General features: G+C 31.8%; 20 protein-coding genes. All 20 read right to left on the bottom strand.

The features are described 5' to 3' along the window. Nucleotides 1–8 precede the first annotated feature (8 nt). The 20 genes from EHE19_RS05285 to EHE19_RS05190 all read right to left on the bottom strand — a co-directional run bounded on the left by EHE19_RS05285 (nucleotide 9) and on the right by EHE19_RS05190 (nucleotide 21,978). Nucleotides 9–1,541: a methyl-accepting chemotaxis protein gene (locus EHE19_RS05285; RefSeq protein ID WP_137698400.1), complete on the bottom strand. Its 1,533-nt coding sequence runs from the start codon at nucleotides 1,539–1,541 to the stop codon at nucleotides 9–11. A gap of 570 nt (nucleotides 1,542–2,111) precedes the next feature. Next, nucleotides 2,112–3,023 (bottom strand): alpha/beta hydrolase, encoded by a 912-nt coding sequence (locus tag EHE19_RS05280; protein ID WP_137698399.1) that lies wholly within the window; start codon nucleotides 3,021–3,023, stop codon nucleotides 2,112–2,114. Between the two features lie 230 nt (nucleotides 3,024–3,253). Beyond that, nucleotides 3,254–4,441 carry an enoyl-ACP reductase FabV gene (gene fabV, locus EHE19_RS05275; RefSeq protein WP_137698398.1) on the bottom strand — a complete coding sequence of 396 codons (1,188 nt, stop codon included), beginning with the start codon at nucleotides 4,439–4,441 and terminating at the stop codon, nucleotides 3,254–3,256. Between the two features lie 891 nt (nucleotides 4,442–5,332). Beyond that, nucleotides 5,333–6,343, bottom strand: coding sequence for a type I glyceraldehyde-3-phosphate dehydrogenase (gene gap / locus EHE19_RS05270; RefSeq protein ID WP_137698397.1), 1,011 nt, complete (start codon nucleotides 6,341–6,343; stop codon nucleotides 5,333–5,335). A gap of 146 nt (nucleotides 6,344–6,489) precedes the next feature. After that, on the bottom strand, nucleotides 6,490–7,395 hold the full coding sequence (locus EHE19_RS05265) for a DUF2156 domain-containing protein (protein WP_244648330.1): 906 nt from the start codon (nucleotides 7,393–7,395) through the stop codon (nucleotides 6,490–6,492). Nucleotides 7,396–7,732: 337 nt separating this feature from the next. Next, on the bottom strand, nucleotides 7,733–8,227 hold the full coding sequence (gene trmL / locus EHE19_RS05260; RefSeq protein WP_137698396.1) for a tRNA (uridine(34)/cytosine(34)/5-carboxymethylaminomethyluridine(34)-2'-O)-methyltransferase TrmL: 495 nt from the start codon (nucleotides 8,225–8,227) through the stop codon (nucleotides 7,733–7,735). 135 nt (nucleotides 8,228–8,362) lie between these two features. Next, the gene (locus EHE19_RS05255) at nucleotides 8,363–8,827 is read right to left on the bottom strand and encodes a chemotaxis protein CheX (RefSeq protein WP_137698395.1); all 465 of its coding nucleotides are present in this window, start codon (nucleotides 8,825–8,827) and stop codon (nucleotides 8,363–8,365) included. A gap of 203 nt (nucleotides 8,828–9,030) precedes the next feature. Next, nucleotides 9,031–9,387, bottom strand: coding sequence for a stage V sporulation protein AE (spoVAE, locus tag EHE19_RS05250; RefSeq protein WP_137698394.1), 357 nt, complete (start codon nucleotides 9,385–9,387; stop codon nucleotides 9,031–9,033). A 92-nt stretch (nucleotides 9,388–9,479) separates the two neighbouring features. Then, nucleotides 9,480–10,499 carry a stage V sporulation protein AD gene (gene spoVAD, locus EHE19_RS05245; protein WP_137698393.1) on the bottom strand — a complete coding sequence of 340 codons (1,020 nt, stop codon included), beginning with the start codon at nucleotides 10,497–10,499 and terminating at the stop codon, nucleotides 9,480–9,482. Nucleotides 10,500–10,602: 103 nt separating this feature from the next. Continuing rightward, the gene (spoVAC, locus tag EHE19_RS05240) at nucleotides 10,603–11,052 is read right to left on the bottom strand and encodes a stage V sporulation protein AC (protein ID WP_137698392.1); all 450 of its coding nucleotides are present in this window, start codon (nucleotides 11,050–11,052) and stop codon (nucleotides 10,603–10,605) included. A gap of 529 nt (nucleotides 11,053–11,581) precedes the next feature. After that, a complete protein-coding gene (locus EHE19_RS05235; RefSeq protein WP_171003614.1) occupies nucleotides 11,582–11,740 on the bottom strand; it encodes a hypothetical protein in 159 nt (52 codons plus the stop codon). Between the two features lie 22 nt (nucleotides 11,741–11,762). Then, the gene (gene sigF / locus EHE19_RS05230; RefSeq protein ID WP_137698391.1) at nucleotides 11,763–12,509 is read right to left on the bottom strand and encodes an RNA polymerase sporulation sigma factor SigF; all 747 of its coding nucleotides are present in this window, start codon (nucleotides 12,507–12,509) and stop codon (nucleotides 11,763–11,765) included. A gap of 742 nt (nucleotides 12,510–13,251) precedes the next feature. Next, a complete protein-coding gene (gene spoIIAB / locus EHE19_RS05225; protein ID WP_137698390.1) occupies nucleotides 13,252–13,680 on the bottom strand; it encodes an anti-sigma F factor in 429 nt (142 codons plus the stop codon). Nucleotides 13,681–13,967: 287 nt separating this feature from the next. After that, entirely contained in the window at nucleotides 13,968–14,309 is a 342-nt protein-coding gene (gene spoIIAA / locus EHE19_RS05220; RefSeq protein WP_137698389.1) for an anti-sigma F factor antagonist, read from the bottom strand. A gap of 301 nt (nucleotides 14,310–14,610) precedes the next feature. Next, nucleotides 14,611–15,564, bottom strand: a complete 954-nt coding sequence (gene whiA / locus EHE19_RS05215) for a DNA-binding protein WhiA (protein WP_137698388.1) — start codon at nucleotides 15,562–15,564, stop codon at nucleotides 14,611–14,613. Nucleotides 15,565–15,590: 26 nt separating this feature from the next. After that, nucleotides 15,591–17,588, bottom strand: a complete 1,998-nt coding sequence (locus EHE19_RS05210; protein WP_137698387.1) for an amylo-alpha-1,6-glucosidase — start codon at nucleotides 17,586–17,588, stop codon at nucleotides 15,591–15,593. 64 nt (nucleotides 17,589–17,652) lie between these two features. After that, on the bottom strand, nucleotides 17,653–18,969 hold the full coding sequence (locus tag EHE19_RS05205; RefSeq protein ID WP_137698386.1) for a gluconeogenesis factor YvcK family protein: 1,317 nt from the start codon (nucleotides 18,967–18,969) through the stop codon (nucleotides 17,653–17,655). Next, nucleotides 18,966–19,841 carry an RNase adapter RapZ gene (gene rapZ, locus EHE19_RS05200; protein ID WP_137698385.1) on the bottom strand — a complete coding sequence of 292 codons (876 nt, stop codon included), beginning with the start codon at nucleotides 19,839–19,841 and terminating at the stop codon, nucleotides 18,966–18,968. The genes EHE19_RS05205 and rapZ overlap by 4 nt, the downstream gene beginning before the upstream one ends. 161 nt (nucleotides 19,842–20,002) lie before the next feature. Then, on the bottom strand, nucleotides 20,003–20,923 hold the full coding sequence (murB, locus tag EHE19_RS05195; RefSeq protein WP_137698384.1) for a UDP-N-acetylmuramate dehydrogenase: 921 nt from the start codon (nucleotides 20,921–20,923) through the stop codon (nucleotides 20,003–20,005). A gap of 320 nt (nucleotides 20,924–21,243) precedes the next feature. After that, nucleotides 21,244–21,978 (bottom strand): phosphatase, encoded by a 735-nt coding sequence (locus EHE19_RS05190; RefSeq protein WP_137698383.1) that lies wholly within the window; start codon nucleotides 21,976–21,978, stop codon nucleotides 21,244–21,246. Nucleotides 21,979–22,004 lie beyond the last annotated feature (26 nt).

The raw sequence follows: 22,004 nt of genomic DNA, 5'->3' as shown, positions 1-22,004 counted from the left end.
TCCATTCCTTAAATTTTAAGTATCATTTCGTTTATCTCTTTTGCAATATCATTAAGTGCACGAGCAGATGTAAATAACTCCTCACTTGAAGCAAAAGCTTCTTCAGTTGAAGCAGTTGTAGCTTCTATGCTTTGAGTAGTCATCATTGCTGCATTTTTTACCTCAACTATAAAACTATTGATTATCTCAGTATGTGAAAGTTGTTGTTCTGATACATCTTGTATATTTAATAATGATACAATTGTAGTACTTAGTGCATCAATAATACTTTGATAGTATTCTCTCGATTTATTGATAATTTCAACACCTTCATCTACATTTGTCACCAAATCATCTACTTTGTTTTCATGCTGGAATATATCTTTTAGGTTTTTTGTTATATCATCCAAAGACCTTTGGCTTTGCTCAGCAAGTTTTCCTATTTCTCCTGCAACAACAGCAAAACCTTTCCCGTACTCACCAGCCCTTGCAGCCTCAATTGTAGCATTTAATGACAGTAAATTTGTCTGTTTTGAAATTCCTTGAATACAAGCTACTATTTTATCAATCTTCTGGGCCTTTACATCAAGTTCTTTTGCACTTGCATAAGTTGCAGTGGCACTTTCTTTAATTTTCATTATTTTTGCAACTGCATCATCAATGGAATTCCGTCCTTTTCCAGCAATTTCTTTAAGTTCTTCAGAATTATTTATAACGCTAATTGTATTTTCTTTCATAAGCTTCGTTCCTTGAACAAGCTGTGAAATAAGTTCCGTAGCTTCCTTAACACTTTCAGAAGTATTTACTGCACCTGAAAGAATATCTGATGTATTGACAGCTGTTATTTCTGCTGCTTCTTGTTGTTGAGATGCCAGTTGTGTAATTAATTCGCTTGATTGTGAAAGAGTATTAGATACATCCTTAATTTTTGATACCATCAACTGCAAGTCATTTAGTGACTTGCTTACATTGAATTCGTTCTGACAAGATTTATAAAGTAAGTTTCTTCCCATTCGAGCACTTATTACAGTAAAAACTCCTCCAAAGCTTAAAATCTGCAGCCTTGTTGTTAAATCTCCAAGTGAAGTGCTTAGTACTTCTGGGCATGCATTAATATAGAATGAAATAACACTTATTGCTGTTCCAAATAGCGCACCAAATATTGCAACTCCCATTTCAAGATAGAAGGATGAAATGAAGAATATTAAGATAATTATTCCCCAAGTATCTCTATATGGAACCAAGAATGATACTGCAATATAATTAATACAACCAACAGTTACAATTATGTATTTGTAAACACTTACATATGTCTTTATATCCTTCTTTTTTAAAATTTGATTAGATATAAACATAAGTGTGACATTAAAGATTACTGGCACAGAAAAATAGAGTAAATTCATCCATTCAAATATAGGCATTATACCCATAATTTTCATAACTGCGTAAAAACCTACTCCAGCAAAACCACCAACAGTACAATAAAACGCTATTGCATCACTAAGCTGCTTCTGATAGTTCAACAAATTCTTCGTAAATAGACTGTTTAAATCTTCTGGCATTAAGTGAGTCACTCCTTTTAGTTTATTTTATTAAATATTTAGTTATTGCATATTAATAGGAATAATATTTCAGAATATTAATTATTTACTAAACATTATAGTGTTCACCTATTATAGTCAATATTTCATTATTCTACATTTGTTTACTAATTCCTTCCATGATTATATTTTTTTTAAACTTTTTATAAATTTAATATCAGTTGTCATATTAAGCCTTATTAATTCGTTTAAAAATACATTATTTTAGTTATTTTTCCCTATTACACTTTATTTCTACATAAAGCCGAATTAATATTTCTCTTTTATAGAATTCTATCAGCTAAATATCTTATAATATCTGCGGATAGTTTGAGTTTGAAGGCTATCTCAAAACAATTTTGTACGACATGTTACTTCTTCAAGCATTAAATACATAAATGTTTTTCGATAGTGTTATTGTAATTTAACATAGAAACCTATATCAAATTTAACCAAACTGCATTTTAAATTCCTTAAAAGCCAAATTTACCTAAAAAGCAATATGAATATCGTCCAATATATAACATCACGAAGAGTGAGCCATTTCTGACTTTAATCAGATAGCATTTCCTCAAGATAATCATTAATTATCTCTGCTACCTTATGACCTTCTATATCATATCCCAGCATCATGTTAAAGTGCCAATATCCAGGGACTTTTATGTATTTAACCTTATCAGTTCCCTTTTCTATAAGCATTTCATATAGCTTTAATGAGTTTGTTGATGGAACAAGCCAATCATCTCCACCATGTAATATTAAGCAAGGAGGTTCTTTTCCTGTAATATGTTTGATAGGTGAGCAATCATTTATATCAGCATCACCAAGCATTGTATCTATTGATGCTTTTATAATAGGATGTAAGTAGTTCTCAGGCAAGCTAAGGTCATATACACCACTCACTGGTATCCAACATTTTACTTTGTTTATATCAATTTCAAATTTTTTATGCCATTTTTCTCCAGACACAAGAAGCGCTGCTAAGTGTGCACCAGCTGAATGCCCAATTACACATATTTCATCTGGGTTACCACCGAAATCCTTAATATTATCAATAAGCCATTTAAGCCCTTTGGCGCAATCTTCTACCTGTAATGGGTGGATAACATTAGGTGAGAGTCTATAATTAATTGCTACAACTACATAATCTTTTTTTACCCAGCTCAGTGCTCCACTATATATACAGCTATTTTTATCTTCAGCGTTCCAACCCCCTCCATGTATAAACAGTACTACTGGTCTTTGCTTCTGGGCATTAGTCTTTAATCTACGAATATCAAGATTTTGCAATGGTTCTTCACCATACTGAACTTCAAAATAATCTATACTACTTTGGTCTACTAAATGATTTAGGCTATTGTATACTGTTCCGCAATTACTGTAAATTTTAAAGTCCTCTTCCTGCAATGAAGCTAATGGCTGTTTTGATTCTACAAATTGAGAGTACTCCGTTTCATAACTCATATGTCATTCCTCCATACTTGTTAATTTAGTATAATAAAATTATGTATTGTGTTGTCAAATTTTTCTTTTCATATATTATACTATTATCTCATTATTCTACATATATTTACTTTCACCTCCTTAATTTACATATTTTAATTTATCGGAACAAAAAAAAGCTAAATTAATGATTTTTACAACAAATCACTTAATCTAGCTTATAAATATTTTATTAATTTATAAATCAATATTTAATTAATACTATCAATCATTACATTTATATCCACATCTGCACTATAGTCAATAGCATCAAATCCAAAACCGAAAAGTTTAAAAAACTCAGCTCTGTACCCTTCAACATCAGATATATCAGCTATATTATCACTATTAGCTTCATTCCACAGTTTTGATACTTCTACTTGAATGTCATCGTCCATTTCCCAATCATCCATACAAATTCTGCCCTTGCTGTCCAGCTTCAGATCACCTGAATACAGTCTATCCTCAAACATGCGGTACATTTGTTCTATACAACCCTCATGGACATTTTTATTCTTCATTACTTTAAATAGTAGACTTACATAAAGAGATATAACAGGTATAGCAGCACTTGCTTGTGTAACAACAGCTTTGTTTATTGATACATAAGCTTTGCCGCCAATATCCTTAAGCTTGTCTGTAATTTGATACGCAGTAGCTTCTAGATCATCTTTTGCCTTTCCAATGGTTCCCTCTCTATATACAGCGTGTGTCACTTCAGGTCCTACATATGAATACGCTAAAGTTATAACATTATTTTCAAGTACATCAGCCTTTTTAAGTGCATCCATCCACATTGACCAATCTTCTCCACCCATAACAGCAATAGTTTGTCTTATTTCATCATCATTTGCAGGCTCTATAGTTATGTTTTCAACCTTTCCTGTATGAAAATCTACTGTTTTAGAAGTAAATGCCGAACCTATCGGTTTTAGAACTGAATTAAATACTTCACCAGTATCCGGATGTGTTCTTCTTGGTGAAGCCAAACTGTAAATAACCATATCAACTTTACCGAGGTCTTTTTTAATTAGTTCTATGGTTTGCTGCTTAATTTCATTTGAAAAAGCATCACCATTTATACTTTTTGCATAAAGCCCCTCTTCTTTTGCAATTTTCTCAAAAGCAGCTGAATTGTACCAACCAGCTGATGCTGTTCTGTTACCTGAAGCAGGCTTTTCAAAAAACAAACCAATAGTTGCAGCACCACAACCAAATGCTGCTGCTATCCTAGATGAAAGTCCATAGCCTGTTGAAGCCCCAATTACCAACACTTTTTTTGCACCATTAATCTTTTTTTGATTTTTTACATACTCCACTTGTTGCCTTACATTATATTCACAGCCTACAGGATGTGAAGTTGTACAAATAAATCCACGAAATTTTGGTGTTACTATCATATTAACCTCCTACGCCCACTTTGGGCACAAAAATAATTCATTTTTTAAGTGTATTTGTATTAAACAAGAATAAAAGCTGTTAGCACAGAAAAAGCTATACAGACAAGTGCCAACCTTGCATTGTCAAAGTTACTCTATATAAAAGTACTAAATTGCTACTTATATCAGATGAATCATTAAGTCATATATATTTAAGAGACACAATATTACAACTGACTTTGTTTATTGCAAATAATTATCATCACATATATAACTTAAAAAGCAACAGTGCTTATACAAATTTGTATTTAAGTCATTTAAGTTTTGAAAAATATTAACTAAACTAAATATAAATATTTTATATTCGTTTTATAAGATAATATTATTAACATTTTATAGTTATTATAACATAAATTTTTTAATTTTAAAACTAGATATTATAACTTGGTAATAACTATTTATATAACTTGGTAACAATTATTTGTATCAACGGTTCCAGTCTTTAGAAATTCTATATCTAAAAATAATAAAGTGCATATCATAAGTGACATGTCCTTTAAATATATATTTCAATTCATTGTTTTCAAAAACTATATACTATAATATTTTCTATTACCATAGAATCTAATTATTGCTTTTACAAAACTCTTGGATTATAAATTCCTCCAACTATTTGACTATCAATTTTAGATGAGGTGACAATAAAACAGCACTCCTTTTAGATAATCAATTTCATCTAAAAAAAGTGCTGTTAAAAACTTTAGGGATAATAATTGTATTGTAAGATTGTTCTCGTTATTAACTAAAACAAAATTACTTCAATCAATAATTAATCAATAATTAATCAATAATTCACGATTTAGAAACAAATACTTGAAACTAAATCGTAAACCCTTGCTATTAAAGTTTTAATTATTGAGCGTCAACCTTAGCCATGTGCTCGATGAGGTTAACAACTTTGTTTGAATAACCCCACTCGTTGTCGTACCATGATACTAACTTAACGAAGTTTCCATTTAATGCGATACCAGCTTCAGCATCAAATATTGAAGTACGTGCATCATGGATGAAGTCAGTTGAAACAACTGCATCTTCTGTGTATCCGAGGATACCCTTTAATTCATTTTCTGAAGCCTTCTTAACAGCATTCTTGATTTCTTCGTAAGTTGCTGATTTTTCAAGACGTACTGTTAAGTCAACAACTGAAACGTCAGCTGTTGGTACTCTGAATGCCATACCAGTTAATTTTCCGTTCAATTCTGGAATAACCTTTCCAACTGCCTTAGCAGCACCAGTTGATGATGGAATGATGTTTCCAAGGATTGATCTTCCGCCTCTCCAGTCTTTCATTGAAGGAGCATCAACTGTCTTCTGAGTGTTAGTTGCAGCGTGAACTGTAGTCATAAGACCTTCAACTATACCGAAGTTGTCGTTGATAACCTTAGCTAAAGGAGCTAAGCAATTAGTAGTACATGAAGCGTTTGATACAACTGTCATGTCCTTAGTGTATTTATCATTGTTAACACCCATTACGAACATTGGTGCGTCAGCTGAAGGAGCACTGATAACAACTTTCTTTGCTCCACCCTTTATGTGAGCTGAAGCCTTTTCTGTAGTAGTGAATACACCAGTTGATTCAACTACGTATTCAGCACCACAAGCGCCCCAAGCGATAGCTGCTGGATCTTTTTCAGCAAATACAGCGATTTCTTTGCCGTTAACAACTAATTTTCCATCTTTTGTTTCAACAGTTCCTTCAAATTTACCATGAACTGTGTCATAAGTTAACATATATTTCATGTACTCGAGATCGATGAATGGATCATTGATTCCCTTTACTTCTACATTAGGGTTGTTAATTGCAGCCCTGAAAACAAGACGTCCAATACGTCCGAAACCGTTAATACCCATTTTTACTGCCATTGTTGTAACCTCCTAAAATTTTATTAATTAGTCAAGCAAATTAATGCTTATCAACATAACAATTGGTTTGCATTTCCTAAACCAATGATAATTTTATATTATTTTGAAAACATAATCAATAGTATAAACGCCAAATTATTAATATTTTAACAAAGTTCAACTGTGAATTTTTCCAGTAACATTGCAGGATTATATGATAACTTTGCTTTTCTTAATCCACTAATTCCCAAATCTTGTTCTCTATTCACATATTCAACACCATTCCATCGATTTGTCAAAAACTGCTGATTAATTAATGTGTAAAGGCCATTTATCGTAGAATTTGCCTTTTCCACATGAATTACAACTGTATTGCTATTTAACATCTCACCTATTGTAAATGCTTCAGGTTTACCATCAACCCTAATCAATGCACCCTTAACATTCAACAATTTATAATTATTTAACAAGTCCAAATTTGCTTTTCTTTCAGCAATAAGGCTTTCATCTTCAGAATAATTTCTTTGTATCGACCATTTTTCTAAAATGTCTATACAGTCTGATATATTTTTATCTGATATTTCCTCATAGCTAAAAGTATGCAACTTTTTAAACTTATTAATATGGTTTCTTTTACCATCGAGTTTCTTCCCTTTTAGAGTTGAAAGCTTCTGTACATAGTATATATAGTCGAAGTTATCCCTATCCTCTTTCGATGTAAACCTAATATCTAAATCTTCTAAAACAGAAATTTGCTGAGCTGATACTCGGCACATAATGAACTCCCAATTGTGCTGATAAAAATAATCCCTAATAGAATATATCGCTATTTTCAAATTTTCAATATTACTATAGTCTCCTATTGGGAAATATGAAAACGGTTTGTCCTCACCAATAGATATTATGCACAAAAATTCATTAATAATGCTATATCTTATTTTGTAATAATCTCTCCACATATAAAAATTTGTAAAATTTAATTCGGACACCTGCGAATCTAATTTTTTTAGATAGTCATCAAATATTTTTTTATCAAGTAAAGATACTTCTGATAACTTTAAAATTGTCTGCAATATAAACTCCTCCATTTATGCGAAAACTCATTAACAAGTCTTTCTTCATTCACCATTTGACCCACCACCTACCTAAATGATAATTACATAAAAAATCATTAATAATAATTATACTATATCTATTTTAATATACCCATTTTTATTTATTTATCACGGGATTACAAATTAATATTTATAAGCTTTGTACTATTATTTTGTTTTTTTATTATAATAAAAACATCTACAAGTTGTGCTTATTTTATCACTATTTACAGGTTAACTTACTCATTGTTATTACTTATGCCAGTACTGCTTATATAAAATTGAAAACTTATTTATTAATATATTAGAATTTGCTTTACCATTCAAATTTAACTAAATGTCCCTTTGTTTCTAGTTTTCCAAAGTTTTGTTGTCTAAGAACTTCATAAACAACAATAGCCACAGAATTTGATAAATTGAGTGATCGTATTCCCTCTTTCATTGGAATTCTAATGCAGCTTTCCTTATTCTCTTTGAGCAATTCCTCGGGCAATCCTGCAGTTTCCTTTCCAAAAAGTATAAAGCAGTCCTCCTCGTATGTAATATCGCTGTACTTATTTAAAGCCTTTGTAGTTGAGTAATATAATTTATTATTACCGTGTTTTTTCATAAACAATTCTAGATTATCATAATATTTTATTTGTGCATCATCCCAATAATCTAATCCAGCTCTTTTCAGATATTTATCTTCTATTGAAAATCCAAGGGGTCCTACCAAATGTAGAATAGCACCTGTAGCTGCGCATGTTCTTACAATATTTCCTGTATTTTGAGGAATTTCAGGTTCCACTAAAACGATATTTAATGACATTTATCTTCATTCCTTTCATTTTTTTAAGATGTCAAATAAAAAAGATGGCCTATACCATCTTTTTTATTAAATATTTAGAAATATATACTTTCTTAAATGTAATGTCATATATTCTATCAACTATGTAACTATTTCTCAGTTCTCAACAGACAAATCAATCTCCAAGATTTCTGTATCTGTTATACATAGAGGAATACATATAGTTTGCATTTTTGATTGAGATATTGACAAATTTTCACCCAAAAGTAAAGAAGGAGGTGTTATTTCTATTCCTATACCTTTATTATAAAGCAAAGTTGCAGCATTACCTAAAATCATATTTGTTAATTCAGATAATGCACTCTTGGATATCTCATTCAATTCTTCAACTTGCATACCACCCATCATAGCTGATGCTACTCTGAAGGCTGTCTCCTTTGACATAGTAAAAATTGTTTGACCTCGCATTTTACCAGTGATACCAACCATTATAACTATTGATTCTCCCTTGTATGGAGAAGTTCTAAGAAAAACCTTACCAAGCTTTGCTTCAATTCCAGCTACTTGCTGTAAAACTGTTTGACTCGCTTCAATAAAAGGATTAATATATTCTATATTCATAACAATCCACCTTAATATATATAGTAAAAAACATAGTTGTAAACAAAGGCTATACTATAAACCTATAAAATCATAATTAATTATATACAATATTCAATCATAATTCTATATGTTTTTTAAAAATTTATACTTAAAAAACTTCTTATCTACGACATAATTTTTGCAGTTGAACCAATCTATTCTTTAACTGTTAAAGTATCCTCCTACTTCTTAGCTTTTGACCTAGATATAGCTGCCATTATATATCCAAAGAAAACAGCAGCAGAAAGTCCTGCTGAAGCTGCTTTAAAACCACCTGTAAAAATTCCAAGTAAACCAATTCTGTCTACCTCGTTAAAAACACCTTTAGCCAAACTATAGCCAAAACCAGTAAGAGGTATTGTTGCACCAGCTCCGCCTATATCAACAATTTTTTGATATATACCAAATGAAGCAAGTACAGCACCTAATACAACATATAATACTAAAATTTTTGCAGATGTAAGCTTAGTTTTATCTATAAGAAGTTGTCCAATTGCACAAATAAGTCCTCCTACTAAAAAAGCATTTACATAACTCATAATTTATATCCAAACCAGTTTTTATAAACTCTATTATTCTGGTTTTATCCTCCTTTACTTTAAATAAACAACAAAATTAGTGTATTCTATTTTTAGTCAATACTTCTATGAATACTTACTGCATGTGCAATACCAGGAATTGACTCCTTTTGCTGTAAACTTATAGGACTCATCAGCGCTCCAGTTGCAATAAATAATACTCTTTTCAAATTCCCTTTCATAATTTCTTTATATATGTGTCCAGCAAATACAGTCGCAGAACAACCGCAGCCGCTTCCACCAGCATGAGCATCCTGTTCTTCTAATTTGTAAATCATTACGCCGCAATCATTATACATAGCTTCTATGTTAAGCCCATTCATTTTTAAAATATCTAAACACAATTGCTTTCCAACCTTGCCTAAGTCTCCTGTAACAATTAAATCATAATACTCAGGCACAAGTCCCGTGTCTGCAAAATGTGTCAGAATAGTATCTGCAGCCGCTGGTGCCATTGCAGCACCCATGTTATTAATATCAGTTACACCTAAATCATTAATTTTACCAGTAGTTATATGCTTAATATACGGACCTGTTCCCTCAGCTGATAATAAAACTGCACCTGAACCTGTTACAGTCCACTGGGATGTTGGAGTCCTTTGATTTCCCAATTCTAAAGGGAATCTGAATTGCTTCTCTGCCGAGCAAAAATGGCTTGATGTAAGACACACAACATTATCTGCAAAGCCACCACCAACAAGCATACTTCCCAAACTCATTGACTCTGCCATAGTTGAACATGCACCGTATAAACCGAAAAATGGCACATTTGTATCTCTAAGCCCATAGTTTGCTGCTATACATTGATTCAACAAATCTCCAGCTAGAATATAATCAATTTTATCATTACTAATTCCTGCATTCTGAAGAAGCTTTGAAAAAGTTTCTCTTACCAGCTTGCTTTCTGCCTTTTCCCAGCTATCCTCTCCCCAAAGTTCATCTGGTAATATATAATCAAAGTCTCTTTTCAAATCTCCTTTTCCTTCTTTAGGTCCAACAATTGAAGCAGTAGCCTTAATTGATGGAGGATTATTTAAAACAACAGTCTGTTTTCCAATATGTTTTTCTGCCATAGTTATCTCCTTATTTCAATGTATAACGATAATTATAAGTATAAGCTTTTAAACACAGTTTGATACATAACTGCTGATATTAATATTAGCTACTTTTTTAGCACTATAGAAAAGATATAAAATAATGTATTACACCTACTACCATAGCAGAGCATATACCAAATACTATTACAGGTCCGGCAATTACAAACATTTTTGCTCCCATTCCCATAATAAATCCCTCAGTTTTAAATTCCATAGCTGGCGAAACTACTGAATTTGCAAAACCTGTAATTGGCACAATTGAACCTGCACCTGCAAATTTTCCAATTAAATTATATACATTTAGAGCAGTCAACAATGCCCCTAAAAAAATCATAATTATGCTGGTAATACTAGATACCATTTCTACATCTAATCCTCTTCCCTTAAGTACATTCGTAATAAATTGTCCAATATCACAAATTAATCCTCCTACAACAAATGCTTTTATCATATTAGTAAACAATTTCGAGTTTGGAGAAACACTTTTCACATATTCTGCATACTCTTCCTTAGTAAAAACCTGTTTCATACTAACCTCCCACACCTTATATATAATTCAATTTTGTAAATAATCATCAAATCACCTGTATTATTGGCATAAATATATTTTTATTTCTAACAAAACAACGCAATAAAAACTTTTGTGCAAAAAATCAACATATAGCCAGTTGTACCTTCTAATTTTCCAAATAAACAGCATATATCTAATTATGTCTTCTGCTTTGTCCGAATAAACAGCATTATATATTCTAGCTACATACCAACATTAATTTAGTCAATATAAATCCATAATATACTCCTTCTATCTTGTTAATTTTTGTATTTGGTAATAAGCCTTTTTTAATGCAGCTAATTTTGACATTCTCTAATAATTCCAATTTAATATCAAGAATTTTGCTCTTCAAATAGCATAAAATGAATCTACTATTGATTTTTACAAAAATAAAAATAAGATATATTTCTATATCTTATTTTTTACAAAATAAATTTAAATTATTATAATTTCTATAAAACTATTATTTCCAATAAAGTCTATAAATAAAGAAATGCATCAAGCCTTATAGCTGTTCTAACTCATATACATAAACCGCCTTATTAGGAGTTTCAACATTATCCATACAAAAAAACACAATAAGGGAAATAACTCCACACAAGATGAGTATTGCTAACATAATCAAAAAAACTTTCTTCTTTTGTAAGTTTGCAGTTTTAAACATTTTCATATCCTCATATCATATGTCAATTGTTATTTGCTATCATTTTTAGCTTAATATCGTTTAAAATTTTTTTCTCTATACGAGATACCTGTACTTGTGAAATCCCAAGAAGCTTTGCTATCTGTACCTGTGTCTTTTCTTTAAAATATCGCAATATTATTATTTGCCGCTCTCTTGTATCTAATGTATCTAGAATCTGCCTTATTGCAATTTTATCAATTAAGTCTATCTCGCTGCTATTATTATCAGCATTTATTCTATCTATTAGCAATATTGGTGAGTTGTCACCTTCCCCAATAGTACTATATAACGATTCAGGAGAACATCCCGCTTCAAAAGCCATAACTAATTCTTCTGCAGAAACATTCATTTTTGAAGCAATTTCTGTTATTGTAGGCTCTCTACCAAGTTCCTTGCACATAATCTCTTTCGTTATTCGAGCTCTTGAAGAGATTTCTTTGAGGGATCTACTAACCTTTATTATCCCATCATCTCTGATAAACCTTTTTATTTCTCCAATAATCATAGGAACGGCATATGTAGAAAACTTTACATTATAAGCTGAATCAAACTTATTAATGGCTTTAATTAGTCCAATACTACCTATTTGAAACAAATCATCAATTTCATAGCCTCTATTTTGAAATCTTTTTACAATACTCCAAATAAGACCCATATTTTTTTCAACTAATATTGTCTGTGCTTGCCTGTCTCCAGCCTTAGCATCTTCAATAAGTGACCTTACCTCTTCATCTGTTATTTCCTTCATAGCTTTCTAAACCTTCCTGTATATTTTTTTACTCTCCCCTGCATATGTAATGAATATCTTGCTTCATTATAATTATTAGCATTAAATTATATATTTATACATAAATAACATATATTTACATTTAATAATACAAATATTCTTGCTTGCTTATAATTACTCAAACTACACAGTACATATACTGCTTAAAAATATTAGTATCGGGTGTGATAGCAATATCAAATGAAAAGTAAAGCATTTTAAATTTATAGATAAGCTTACCCATTAATAAGATAATTGGTAAAACTAAATATATTCCGACTTTCCATTCGACAGTTAGATTAGAAATAATTGCTTAGATTTGTTATTGAAAAAACTTGCTTATATTATAAAAATTATAAATTTATGGTGTCAATGATATCAAAAAATTAGTATTCATGTATTAAAATTAATTATCAAATTCTAGTTTTTCTTCAAACTGATACGATATAGGTTTTTAGCACACCATGAGCCATGAATGGTGAATGTGGAAAGTCAGCTTTAAGCATTGATAAACTCAAAACTTAAAGTGCACATGTAAGCATCAACTATACTATTGAGTTATTTTGGCAAGAAACCAATGATAATCTATTGCACCGACAGACATTTTGAGTGTTTTAAAATTCATCCCAGCTAATTCTTTTCCCATCCCATCTTTTTCTCGCTCTTCTAGCGTTAGAACTATCTCTTCTAAGTAAAAGCGACTAGCTTGGAAACTACACCCAAGCTAAGTCTTCTTTAGCTTTTTAAACATTGTAACAGTTGTCCCCTTATTTAGTTCTGAAGATATTTCAACCCCATCCATAAAGCTTTCCATAACTGTAAAGCCCATTCCAGAGCGCTCTAAATCTGGTTTTGACGTATATAAAGGCTGTCTTGCTAATTCAACATCCTCTATACCCTTTCCTTTATCAGATATTTTTATTTCTATTCCTTCCTCATATAATTTGCAATACATTTCTACTATTCCAGTATCATTCTCATATCCATGTATAATTGCATTAGTTACTGCCTCTGAAACAGCAGTTTTTATATCGGCTAATTCTTCAATTGTTGGGTCAAGCTGTGATGCAAAAGCTGCTGCCACAACTCTTCCAAATGCCTCATTACTTGATTTGCTCATAAATTCCAGCTTCATTTCATTTATTAGCTGCATTTTCTTTTCCTCACTCTCATATTTGCATTAAAGCATTTATAACGCCTAGATTAAAATGAAATTTTTGATTTTAGAAAAATCCAATTATTGAAAAAATCAATTTAAAAAATTCGTTAATCAGTAACATGTAAACGGGGCTGAAGATATTCTCACGGCATTTAGCAAAAACAGCACCCGCCACTTATAAAAGTTTGAGATATCTTCTAGCCTCGTTATACCGCAGGTACTAATTACTTTTTTTATTAAATAAAAAATAACCGTATTTAAATACAAAATAATATTTTCAACTAACTGCACATGCTTGAAATGGCTGCATCTAAGTCATTATAAGCAGGTATAATTTTTAATATTCCTGACATTTCAAATATTTGCATTATCTTTGGATTAGCATTTAAAATAGCTGCCTTGCCGTTTAATTTCTGAATATTTTTATATCTTCCAACAATTACGCCAATACCTGAGCTATCCATAAAATTAACACATGAAAAATCAAAAATTATATTTTTAACAGTAGACTTTACAAGTTCACTGTCTATTTTTTGCCTTAAATACTGCGCAGAATGATGATCCATATCTTCCATAATTCTTATAATTAAAGTTGTACCTTTTTTTGATAATTTTACATCCAAAACGAATTTCCTCCTTTGTAAATTAACTTCTTTTAACTGCATTTTTTCTCTTGTATGAATATTCGAGATTTGCTTTAAAATTTTCACAAAGTATTAAATTCGTTATTTCCCTATTTTTTCCTTTTATAATGTTGAACAACCTAAACTAGTCTCATATCACAGCAATAAAAACCACTTTTAGTTTTAGAACTAAGCTAATACCATCTAATAGAAAGTATTGCCTCCAACAAAATTGCTTCCTCTTTTTTTAATAGCTTCTTTTTAATAGCTTCTTTTTAATAACTTCTTTCATGTCAGCAATTTATACTGGCCCGTTATAATCACTTTTCTCTCTAATTTTTTCAGCTATTTCATCTAATTTTCTAAGTCGATGATTAACTCCTGATTTTCCTAACTTAGGATTAAGCATTTCCCCCAACTCCTTAAGGCTTAATTCAGAATACTCAAGCCTTAGGTTTGCAATATCAATTAAATTGGGAGGAAGATTGCTTATACCTATAGTAGATTGAATCAATTTAATATTTTCAGCCTGTCTGACAGAAGCATTTACTGTTTTTTCCAGATTTGCCGTCTCACAATTTACAATCCTATTAACATTGTTTCTCATATCCTTTAGTATTCTCACATTTTCAAACTCCATTAATGCACTATGAGCACCAATAATATTTAAAAAATCAACTATGTTTTCTCCCTCTTTTATATATGCAACATAGTTACCTTTTCTAGTTATAATTTTCACATTTATTCCATAGTCTTTAAGAATTTCTTTAATAATTTCAGTACATTTTTCATTTCGAGTGGCAATTTCTAAATGATAGGTTTTTTCAGGGTCGCTAACTGAACCTCCCGATAAAAAGACTGCTCTAAGAAAACTCTTCCTGCAGCAAACATTTTTTAAGGTTGATTCTTCAATATCCAAATCATCATTATGAAACACACTTATTTCGGAATCATAAAGCAATTTATTAATAATTTGCATAGATGCAAAAATTATTGAATAGGAAATATGTTTCTTAAGCTTACTGTTTCTTCTTATGGAAACCTCAGGACTCAAGCCATATACTTTTCTAACTGTAGTATACAATCTCCTTGCAAACGCAGCATTTTCAGTAACTACCTTCACATTTCGCGAACCTTTTTCATGAGTGAAAAGATTACTAGCTAAAATTACCCCCATAATTTCGGACTTCCTGCAGCATAAATCATGCAGTTCTATTCTACAAAGTTCATCCTTTACTAAAGTTGAAAAAGACACCCCATTCACTCCCTAATAGCCTAAAATCAAATTGAAAAGTCATAAAATTCTAAGTCCTCAAGCCGAACATCCTCAATTGCTGCTCTTAAAATTTCGGACACGCTCCATGCCTGTGCAAAACAACCTCTAGGATAATGCGGAACATCTCCATCAAATATCTCGGAAATGCTGCCTAATCCTCCATCCTTCAGATGATCAATAAATAGCAAAATAAAATCTGCTGCATTCCTTCTAGCCTCTTGAGTTGAGCCATTAACTCTAACATAAGCTTTTATAAATCGTCCAAGGGGCCATGTCCAAACAGTTCCTTGATGATATGCTCCATCTCTGCTCCATACATCTCCAATATATTCACCCCTATATTGATGACTTTTTTGAGTTAAAGACCTTAAACCATACGGCGTGTAAAGTTCCTTCCAAACCTTTTCGACAATGCTTTTTGCTTTATCCCCTTCAACAACTGAAAATGAAAGTCCAACTGCCATTATTTGATTTGGTCTGATGCTAGGATCCTTACCAAAATCATTAACTACATCATATAAGCAATTGTCAGCACCATTCCAGAAAACTTTATCAAAAGACTCTTTAACCCTGTGGGCTAAATTAATATAAATATCTCTCTCTTCAAATTTCTGTGACAAATGAGACATAATCATTAACGCATTGTACCATAAAGCATTTATTTCCACAGCCTTTCCATGTCGTGGAGTTACAACCCAATCGCCAACCTTTGCGTCCATCCATGTTAATTGAGTGTGAGGATTTCCTGCTGTTATAAGACCATCCTCAGTCATTCGTATATCAAAAAGTGTACCATCTTTAAAACCTGTAAATATATCCTTTAAACAACCATATATTTTTTCTTTTATGAAATCATAGTTATTTGTATACTCTAAATAATTGTAAACTGCCTCAAAATACCATAAAGCAGCATCAACACTGTTATATGCAGGCTGTAAACCATCATCAGGAAATACATTTGGAATAAGACCATGTGCTACATATTTGGAAAAGGTATATAGAATATCCTCCGCATCCTTATATCTGCCTGTGGCTAATGTAAGTCCGCTGAAAGCTATCATTGTGTCCCTTCCCCAATCAGTAAACCAAGGATATCCTGCAATTACAGTCTTTGATTCTGTAGATTTTCTATATACAATAAAATTATCTGCTGCAAGCACCAACCTTCTGCACAGCTTATTTTTATAATCTTTTATGTTCAGCAGTTCCAAAAGACGCTTTTCTTCTGAAGCAATTACCTCAGCCGCATCAACTTTACTACTATCTATTTTTTCGCTTGTAGCAACAAAAGATATTGTTTTACATTCATAAGGCATAATTTCAACACTAAAGCTTCCAGGCATGAAATGATCCTCAAAGCTATGTAACCCTCGCTCCTGCTCAGTATTATATAGCATATTATAAAAATAGCAGTTGTCCAACTTTTTAAATTGACTAGTGCTTGTACTAAGATTTAAAGTTACATCTGAACCCTTTGGTGAAATACTAACTTGATTTTTATTAATATCTATATCAAAATTTAAGTAACTGTAATTACTTTGATGATGATGGTCTCTGTAATTAACCAATGGCGACAGCTTAAAAGTCGCAGCCTTTGAACCGTTTCTTATTTCATAATGAACTACAGTTGTATTTTCTCCATATTTCATGGCAATTTTCTTTTTAATGAAAATATCTTGATAGCTAAATATAAACTCAGGAAGTAACTGATAATTCACTCTTTGAAGTTGATGAAACCCCCTGTTAATATATCCATCTGATGTCTTAAAAGAACTAAAAGCTACTGATGTTCCATCTTCAAAAATCAAATCCTCTAAAAGATTAGACAAAAGCAGATGCCTGCTTGTAGGCGGTTTCAAAGCCGCAATTAATAAACCATGATATCTTCTGCTATTTGAACAAATCAAGGTTCCTGAAGCATATCCGCCTATTCCGTTCGTAATAATCCATTCCCTTTCGCTTCCCTGCTCGTAACTATACCAAAAGCTTTTTCCAAATTCCATATATACACACTCCTGTCTAGTTTATTAAGTATCCGCATCATATGGCTGGATTACCTTTATTCTTTTACGTATTTAAACGTTCCCTTGCATAATAGTAGTCAAGAACCCTATCCTTATCACGAGACAAGACAAACTCTGAAACCAATTCAATAATTTTTTTGGCAAGCCTATTAGAGTCATGCCTTACCAAATTGTTATTAACTGCCTTAAAATCACCAGTAATAAGTTCTATTCCCATCTTTTCAACTACTTCAGCATCAACCCTTACAAGTTCTGCCCCATCTAATAAGTATCTCTCTTTAAGGTCATCAGGAATAGAAGCAGTATTAACAATGCAAAAATCTATTATTCCCTTTTTTGTATGTTTTTCAATGGCTTTTATATGATCGCTAAGTGAATAACCCTGTGTCTCACATGGCTGTGTCATAACATTGCATACATATACAATAATAGCCTTTGTTTTTTGCAGTGCCTCACATACACCTTCTACTAAAAGATTAGGTATTATACTGGTGTATAGACTTCCTGGACCTAATACTACTATATCTGCATCCATAATTGCATCAATTGCTTCATTTAAAGGCTTCACATTCTTCTGATTAAAATATATTCTTTCAATGTTTGACACATCATTTGAATCTCTATGTCCAATATTGAATTCGCCTAAAATAACTTCTCCTCTGTCTGTTTCTGCACACAATCTAACATCATCAAGAGTAATTGGCAAAACCTTTCCTGTTACAGCCAGAACATCACTCATCTTTTTGACAGCCTCTTCAAAACTATCGGATATACCATCCATAGCAGCCAGAAATAAATTACCAAAGCTTTGCCCCTTCAACATCCCATCCTGAAATCTGTATTGAAGAAGCTTTTGCATAATAGGCTCAGTATTAGCTAAAGCAAGAATACAGTTTCGAATATCACCAGGCGGCAGTATACCAAGATCCTCCCTTAAAACTCCAGAACCTCCCCCATCATCTGCAACAGTTACCAATGCAGTCAGATTTGATGAGTACTGCTTTAATCCTCTTAACATAGTAGAAAGCCCCGTACCGCCACCTATAGCGACTATTTTGGGACCTTTTACAGATATCCTTTTTTCATTAAGAAGACTACTTAAGCCTTCTGGATTCAAGGTATTTATTTTATTATTACTCAATGCTGATAATACAGATTTTGCTAATGCTTTTAATGCAAACAATACAGTAAATATACCTATAAACGCTAAAATAATCATAAGGATAATAAATTGCATTCCTTTACTATAATAATTTATAGCAAATGTAATACTTAAGCAAAAAAGTATAAGGCCTACTGCCAGCAGTAACCCCCACCTTTTTATCTTAGCACCTGGTACCACCCAGTCCGTTGCTTTCATTTACCAACACCTCTGCTATCTTTCTCTATATCCCTATGTTCAATTACTACTCTGTGTTTTTTTTCTTCTAATCTTCTAAAAACCTCATCAGCTATAGCAACAGACCTGTGCCTTCCTCCTGTACAACCAATTCCAATGTCCAATTGAGACTTGCCTTCTTTTATATAATTAGGAATAAGGAAGTCCAGCATATCATCTAATTTCCCTAAAAACTCCTTTGTTTCAGGGGCATTTAATACAAATTCTTTTACCATTTCATCCTTACCAGTTTTTAGCTTCATCGGTGCAATATAATAAGGATTTGGAATAAATCTAACATCAAATACTAAATCACAATCTGTTGGTATTCCATATTTAAAGCCAAATGAAACAATATTTATAATTATACCTGTAAAGGTTTTACCCTCTAGAAATATGTTGTTAATTTCCTGCTTAAGCTGACGTGTGGCAAGAGTTGAAGTATCAATAATATAATTAGCCTTAGCTTTTATTTTTTCAAGAGCCTTACGTTCCTCTTTTATTCCCTTTAATAATCTTCCCTCTTGTGAAAGCGGATGCTGCCTTCTGCTTTCTTTATATCTCTTAACAAGAACATCATCATCAGCCTCTAAAAATAATATCTCGTATGAAAAACCCGATTGCTGAATCTCATCAAGAGCTGGGAAAAGATCATGCAATAATTCTCCGCCTCTAATATCTATAACTAATGCTATTTTTTCCATTTTGCCTTCACTCTGAGCACTAATTTCAGCAAATTTAAGTATTAATGAAGGCGGCAAATTATCAACACAAAAAAATCCGATATCTTCCAAATATTTTGTTACGAGACTTTTTCCTGCCCCTGACATGCCAGTTACTATTACAAATCTCATTTGTATCCCCCAAATCTTTCTCATGTAATTTTCAAAAATTTTGCTGATAAAGGCAATAACCTCTTAAAACTGTATCTTTTTCATGCAAATTTCTTGTTTTCTAGAACTCCTTTGATATAACACGACATACATTCTTAGAATCCTATAATTAGTTAAAATCTCTATATATTAAAATCTCCGACTATCCTTAGTTCAGGTTCAAGTTCTACATTAAACTTTTCACTTACATTTTTTTGAATATATCTAATTAAATCAAGTACATCCTTACAAGTAGCATCACCAGTGTTAATAATAAAACCACTATGCTTATCTGATATCTTCGCACCACCTATACTAAATCCTCTGAGTCCGCAATCATCAATCAGCTTCCCCACAAAATAACCTTGTGGTCTTTTAAAAACACTACCTGCACTAGGCCATTCCAGAGGCTGCTTATCTCTTCTTTTAAAGTTAAAATCATCCATTAAATCTTTAATTTTTTTATAATCACCAAAATTAAGCTTAAGCCTAGTTTTTAAAACAATACCTTTTGTTTTTTGGATAATACTCGTTCTATATGAAAAGCCATGTTCTTCGCCTTTTACAGTAACTATTCTCCCATTTGCATCAAGATATTCTGTCTCATCAACTACCGTAGACATTTCTCCAATATATGCTCCAGCATTCATTGTAACAGCCCCGCCTATAGTACCAGGAATACCTTCTGCAAATTCAAGGCCAGATAGCGAATTTTGAAGCGCTATTTTTGAGGCTTTTGAAATAAGCATTCCAGCCTCAAGCTCCATATATTCGCCATCAATCGAATATCTGTCCATATTGTCATAAATTTTAATTACTACACCTCTGATACCCTTGTCAGATACTAAAAGATTAGTTCCGTTTCCCATGACCATGTAAGGTACATTGTCACTTACAAGACACCTCATAACATCCTCAATCTGCTTACTGCTATCAGGTAAAATTAAAAGGTCTGCTGGTCCGCCTATCTTAAAAGAAGTGTGGCTTTTCATAGGTTCATTTATAAAAACTTTTTCTTCTCCTAAAGTAGAAATAAGCTTTTTGATAAGTTCATTATTTTGCAATACCCTATCCCCCCCTTTCAAAGAACCTAATATATTTCCTATATTAATCCTAACATTAATAAAATAAATATCTGCTTTATTATTAATAAAATCTACTTTCGCATACACTAAATATTATGCCCTTAATAATATAAATATCGTAGCATCAGACTTGAGTCGTAATTGATATTAGCCATTAATCAGCATAAATTTTGTTAAATCTTAAAATGTAGATTATATGCCTTTATAATAGCCATACACTTTCACAATAATTAATTTAAAAACTATTAGTTTAGTTCCTACTACTAAAAAAAGTATATGCCACACAACAAGCTTTAATACTATGCTTTAGACAAATTCTGAATCCTATTTCGTCTTTCAAGCAAGTATGCATCTATTTTTTCTATTGAAGTTGTAATCACTAATTCTTCAGGCATATCAGCCTCTTCAAGCAAATTGGTAACAAAATCAAACTTACCTATACCAAAGCTTATATGGGCATCGCTTCCTGTTGTAATTCTAACACCATGCTTTTTACACATTTGAACTATCTGAAAGCAATTTTTCTCACTGCCCTTTCTAACAACTGCAGACTGATTATTAATTTCAATAAGCTTATTATTATCCTTAGCGGCTTTAACTACCTTTTCTATATCTATCTGAAATTGAGGATTTCCGGGATGGGCAAATACATCTATATATGGATTTGATAAAATCTCTATTGCCGCATTTGTATGTTCTTCAATTGTTGCAGGTTTAATGCATATATCATGATAGCTAGCAAGCACCAAATCCAATTTTTCTAAATAGTAATCATCTAAATCAATTTCCCCATTATAGTTAATAATATTTAACTCTACACCTTTTAAAACACGAACACCATAAAGTGTATCAGGTATAACTCCCAAATTCCCAAAGTGATAACGAAAAGGCGCACCTGACATAGCAGGGCCATGATCTGACATATTTATAACTTGCATTCCATTTGCAAATGCCTCTCTTGCATTCTCCTGAATTGTACTGTATGCATGCCCGCTTGATATTGTGTGAGTATGTGTATCCGCTATTATTTTCAACTTTCTCCTCCTATAAATGGTTTTAA

Source organism: Ruminiclostridium herbifermentans (assembly GCF_005473905.2).
Lineage (GTDB): Bacteria > Bacillota > Clostridia > Acetivibrionales > DSM-1351 > Ruminiclostridium > Ruminiclostridium herbifermentans.
The sequence above is the reverse complement of the archived record's forward strand: the minus strand, read 5'-3'. Positions and strand labels throughout refer to the sequence as shown.

Bases quoted from the DNA above. Each gene is read 5' to 3' on its own strand.
- EHE19_RS05210 (WP_137698387.1), bottom strand. From the start codon at position 17,588: ATGGAATTTGGAAAAAGCTTTTGGTATAGTTACGAGCAGGGAAGCGAA.
- gap (WP_137698397.1), bottom strand. From the start codon at position 6,343: ATGGCAGTAAAAATGGGTATTAACGGTTTCGGACGTATTGGACGTCTT.
- fabV (WP_137698398.1), bottom strand. From the start codon at position 4,441: ATGATAGTAACACCAAAATTTCGTGGATTTATTTGTACAACTTCACAT.
- EHE19_RS05285 (WP_137698400.1), bottom strand. From the start codon at position 1,541: ATGCCAGAAGATTTAAACAGTCTATTTACGAAGAATTTGTTGAACTAT.
- rapZ (WP_137698385.1), bottom strand. From the start codon at position 19,841: ATGAGATTTGTAATAGTAACTGGCATGTCAGGGGCAGGAAAAAGTCTC.
- EHE19_RS05235 (WP_171003614.1), bottom strand. From the start codon at position 11,740: ATGTTTAAAACTGCAAACTTACAAAAGAAGAAAGTTTTTTTGATTATG.
- sigF (WP_137698391.1), bottom strand. From the start codon at position 12,509: ATGAAGGAAATAACAGATGAAGAGGTAAGGTCACTTATTGAAGATGCT.
- EHE19_RS05205 (WP_137698386.1), bottom strand. From the start codon at position 18,969: ATGAAAGCAACGGACTGGGTGGTACCAGGTGCTAAGATAAAAAGGTGG.
- spoVAE (WP_137698394.1), bottom strand. From the start codon at position 9,387: ATGAGTTATGTAAATGCTTTTTTAGTAGGAGGACTTATTTGTGCAATT.
- spoIIAB (WP_137698390.1), bottom strand. From the start codon at position 13,680: ATGCAGCTAATAAATGAAATGAAGCTGGAATTTATGAGCAAATCAAGT.
- trmL (WP_137698396.1), bottom strand. From the start codon at position 8,227: ATGTCATTAAATATCGTTTTAGTGGAACCTGAAATTCCTCAAAATACA.
- EHE19_RS05255 (WP_137698395.1), bottom strand. From the start codon at position 8,827: ATGAATATAGAATATATTAATCCTTTTATTGAAGCGAGTCAAACAGTT.
- EHE19_RS05280 (WP_137698399.1), bottom strand. From the start codon at position 3,023: ATGAGTTATGAAACGGAGTACTCTCAATTTGTAGAATCAAAACAGCCA.
- spoVAC (WP_137698392.1), bottom strand. From the start codon at position 11,052: ATGAAACAGGTTTTTACTAAGGAAGAGTATGCAGAATATGTGAAAAGT.
- spoVAD (WP_137698393.1), bottom strand. From the start codon at position 10,499: ATGGCAGAAAAACATATTGGAAAACAGACTGTTGTTTTAAATAATCCT.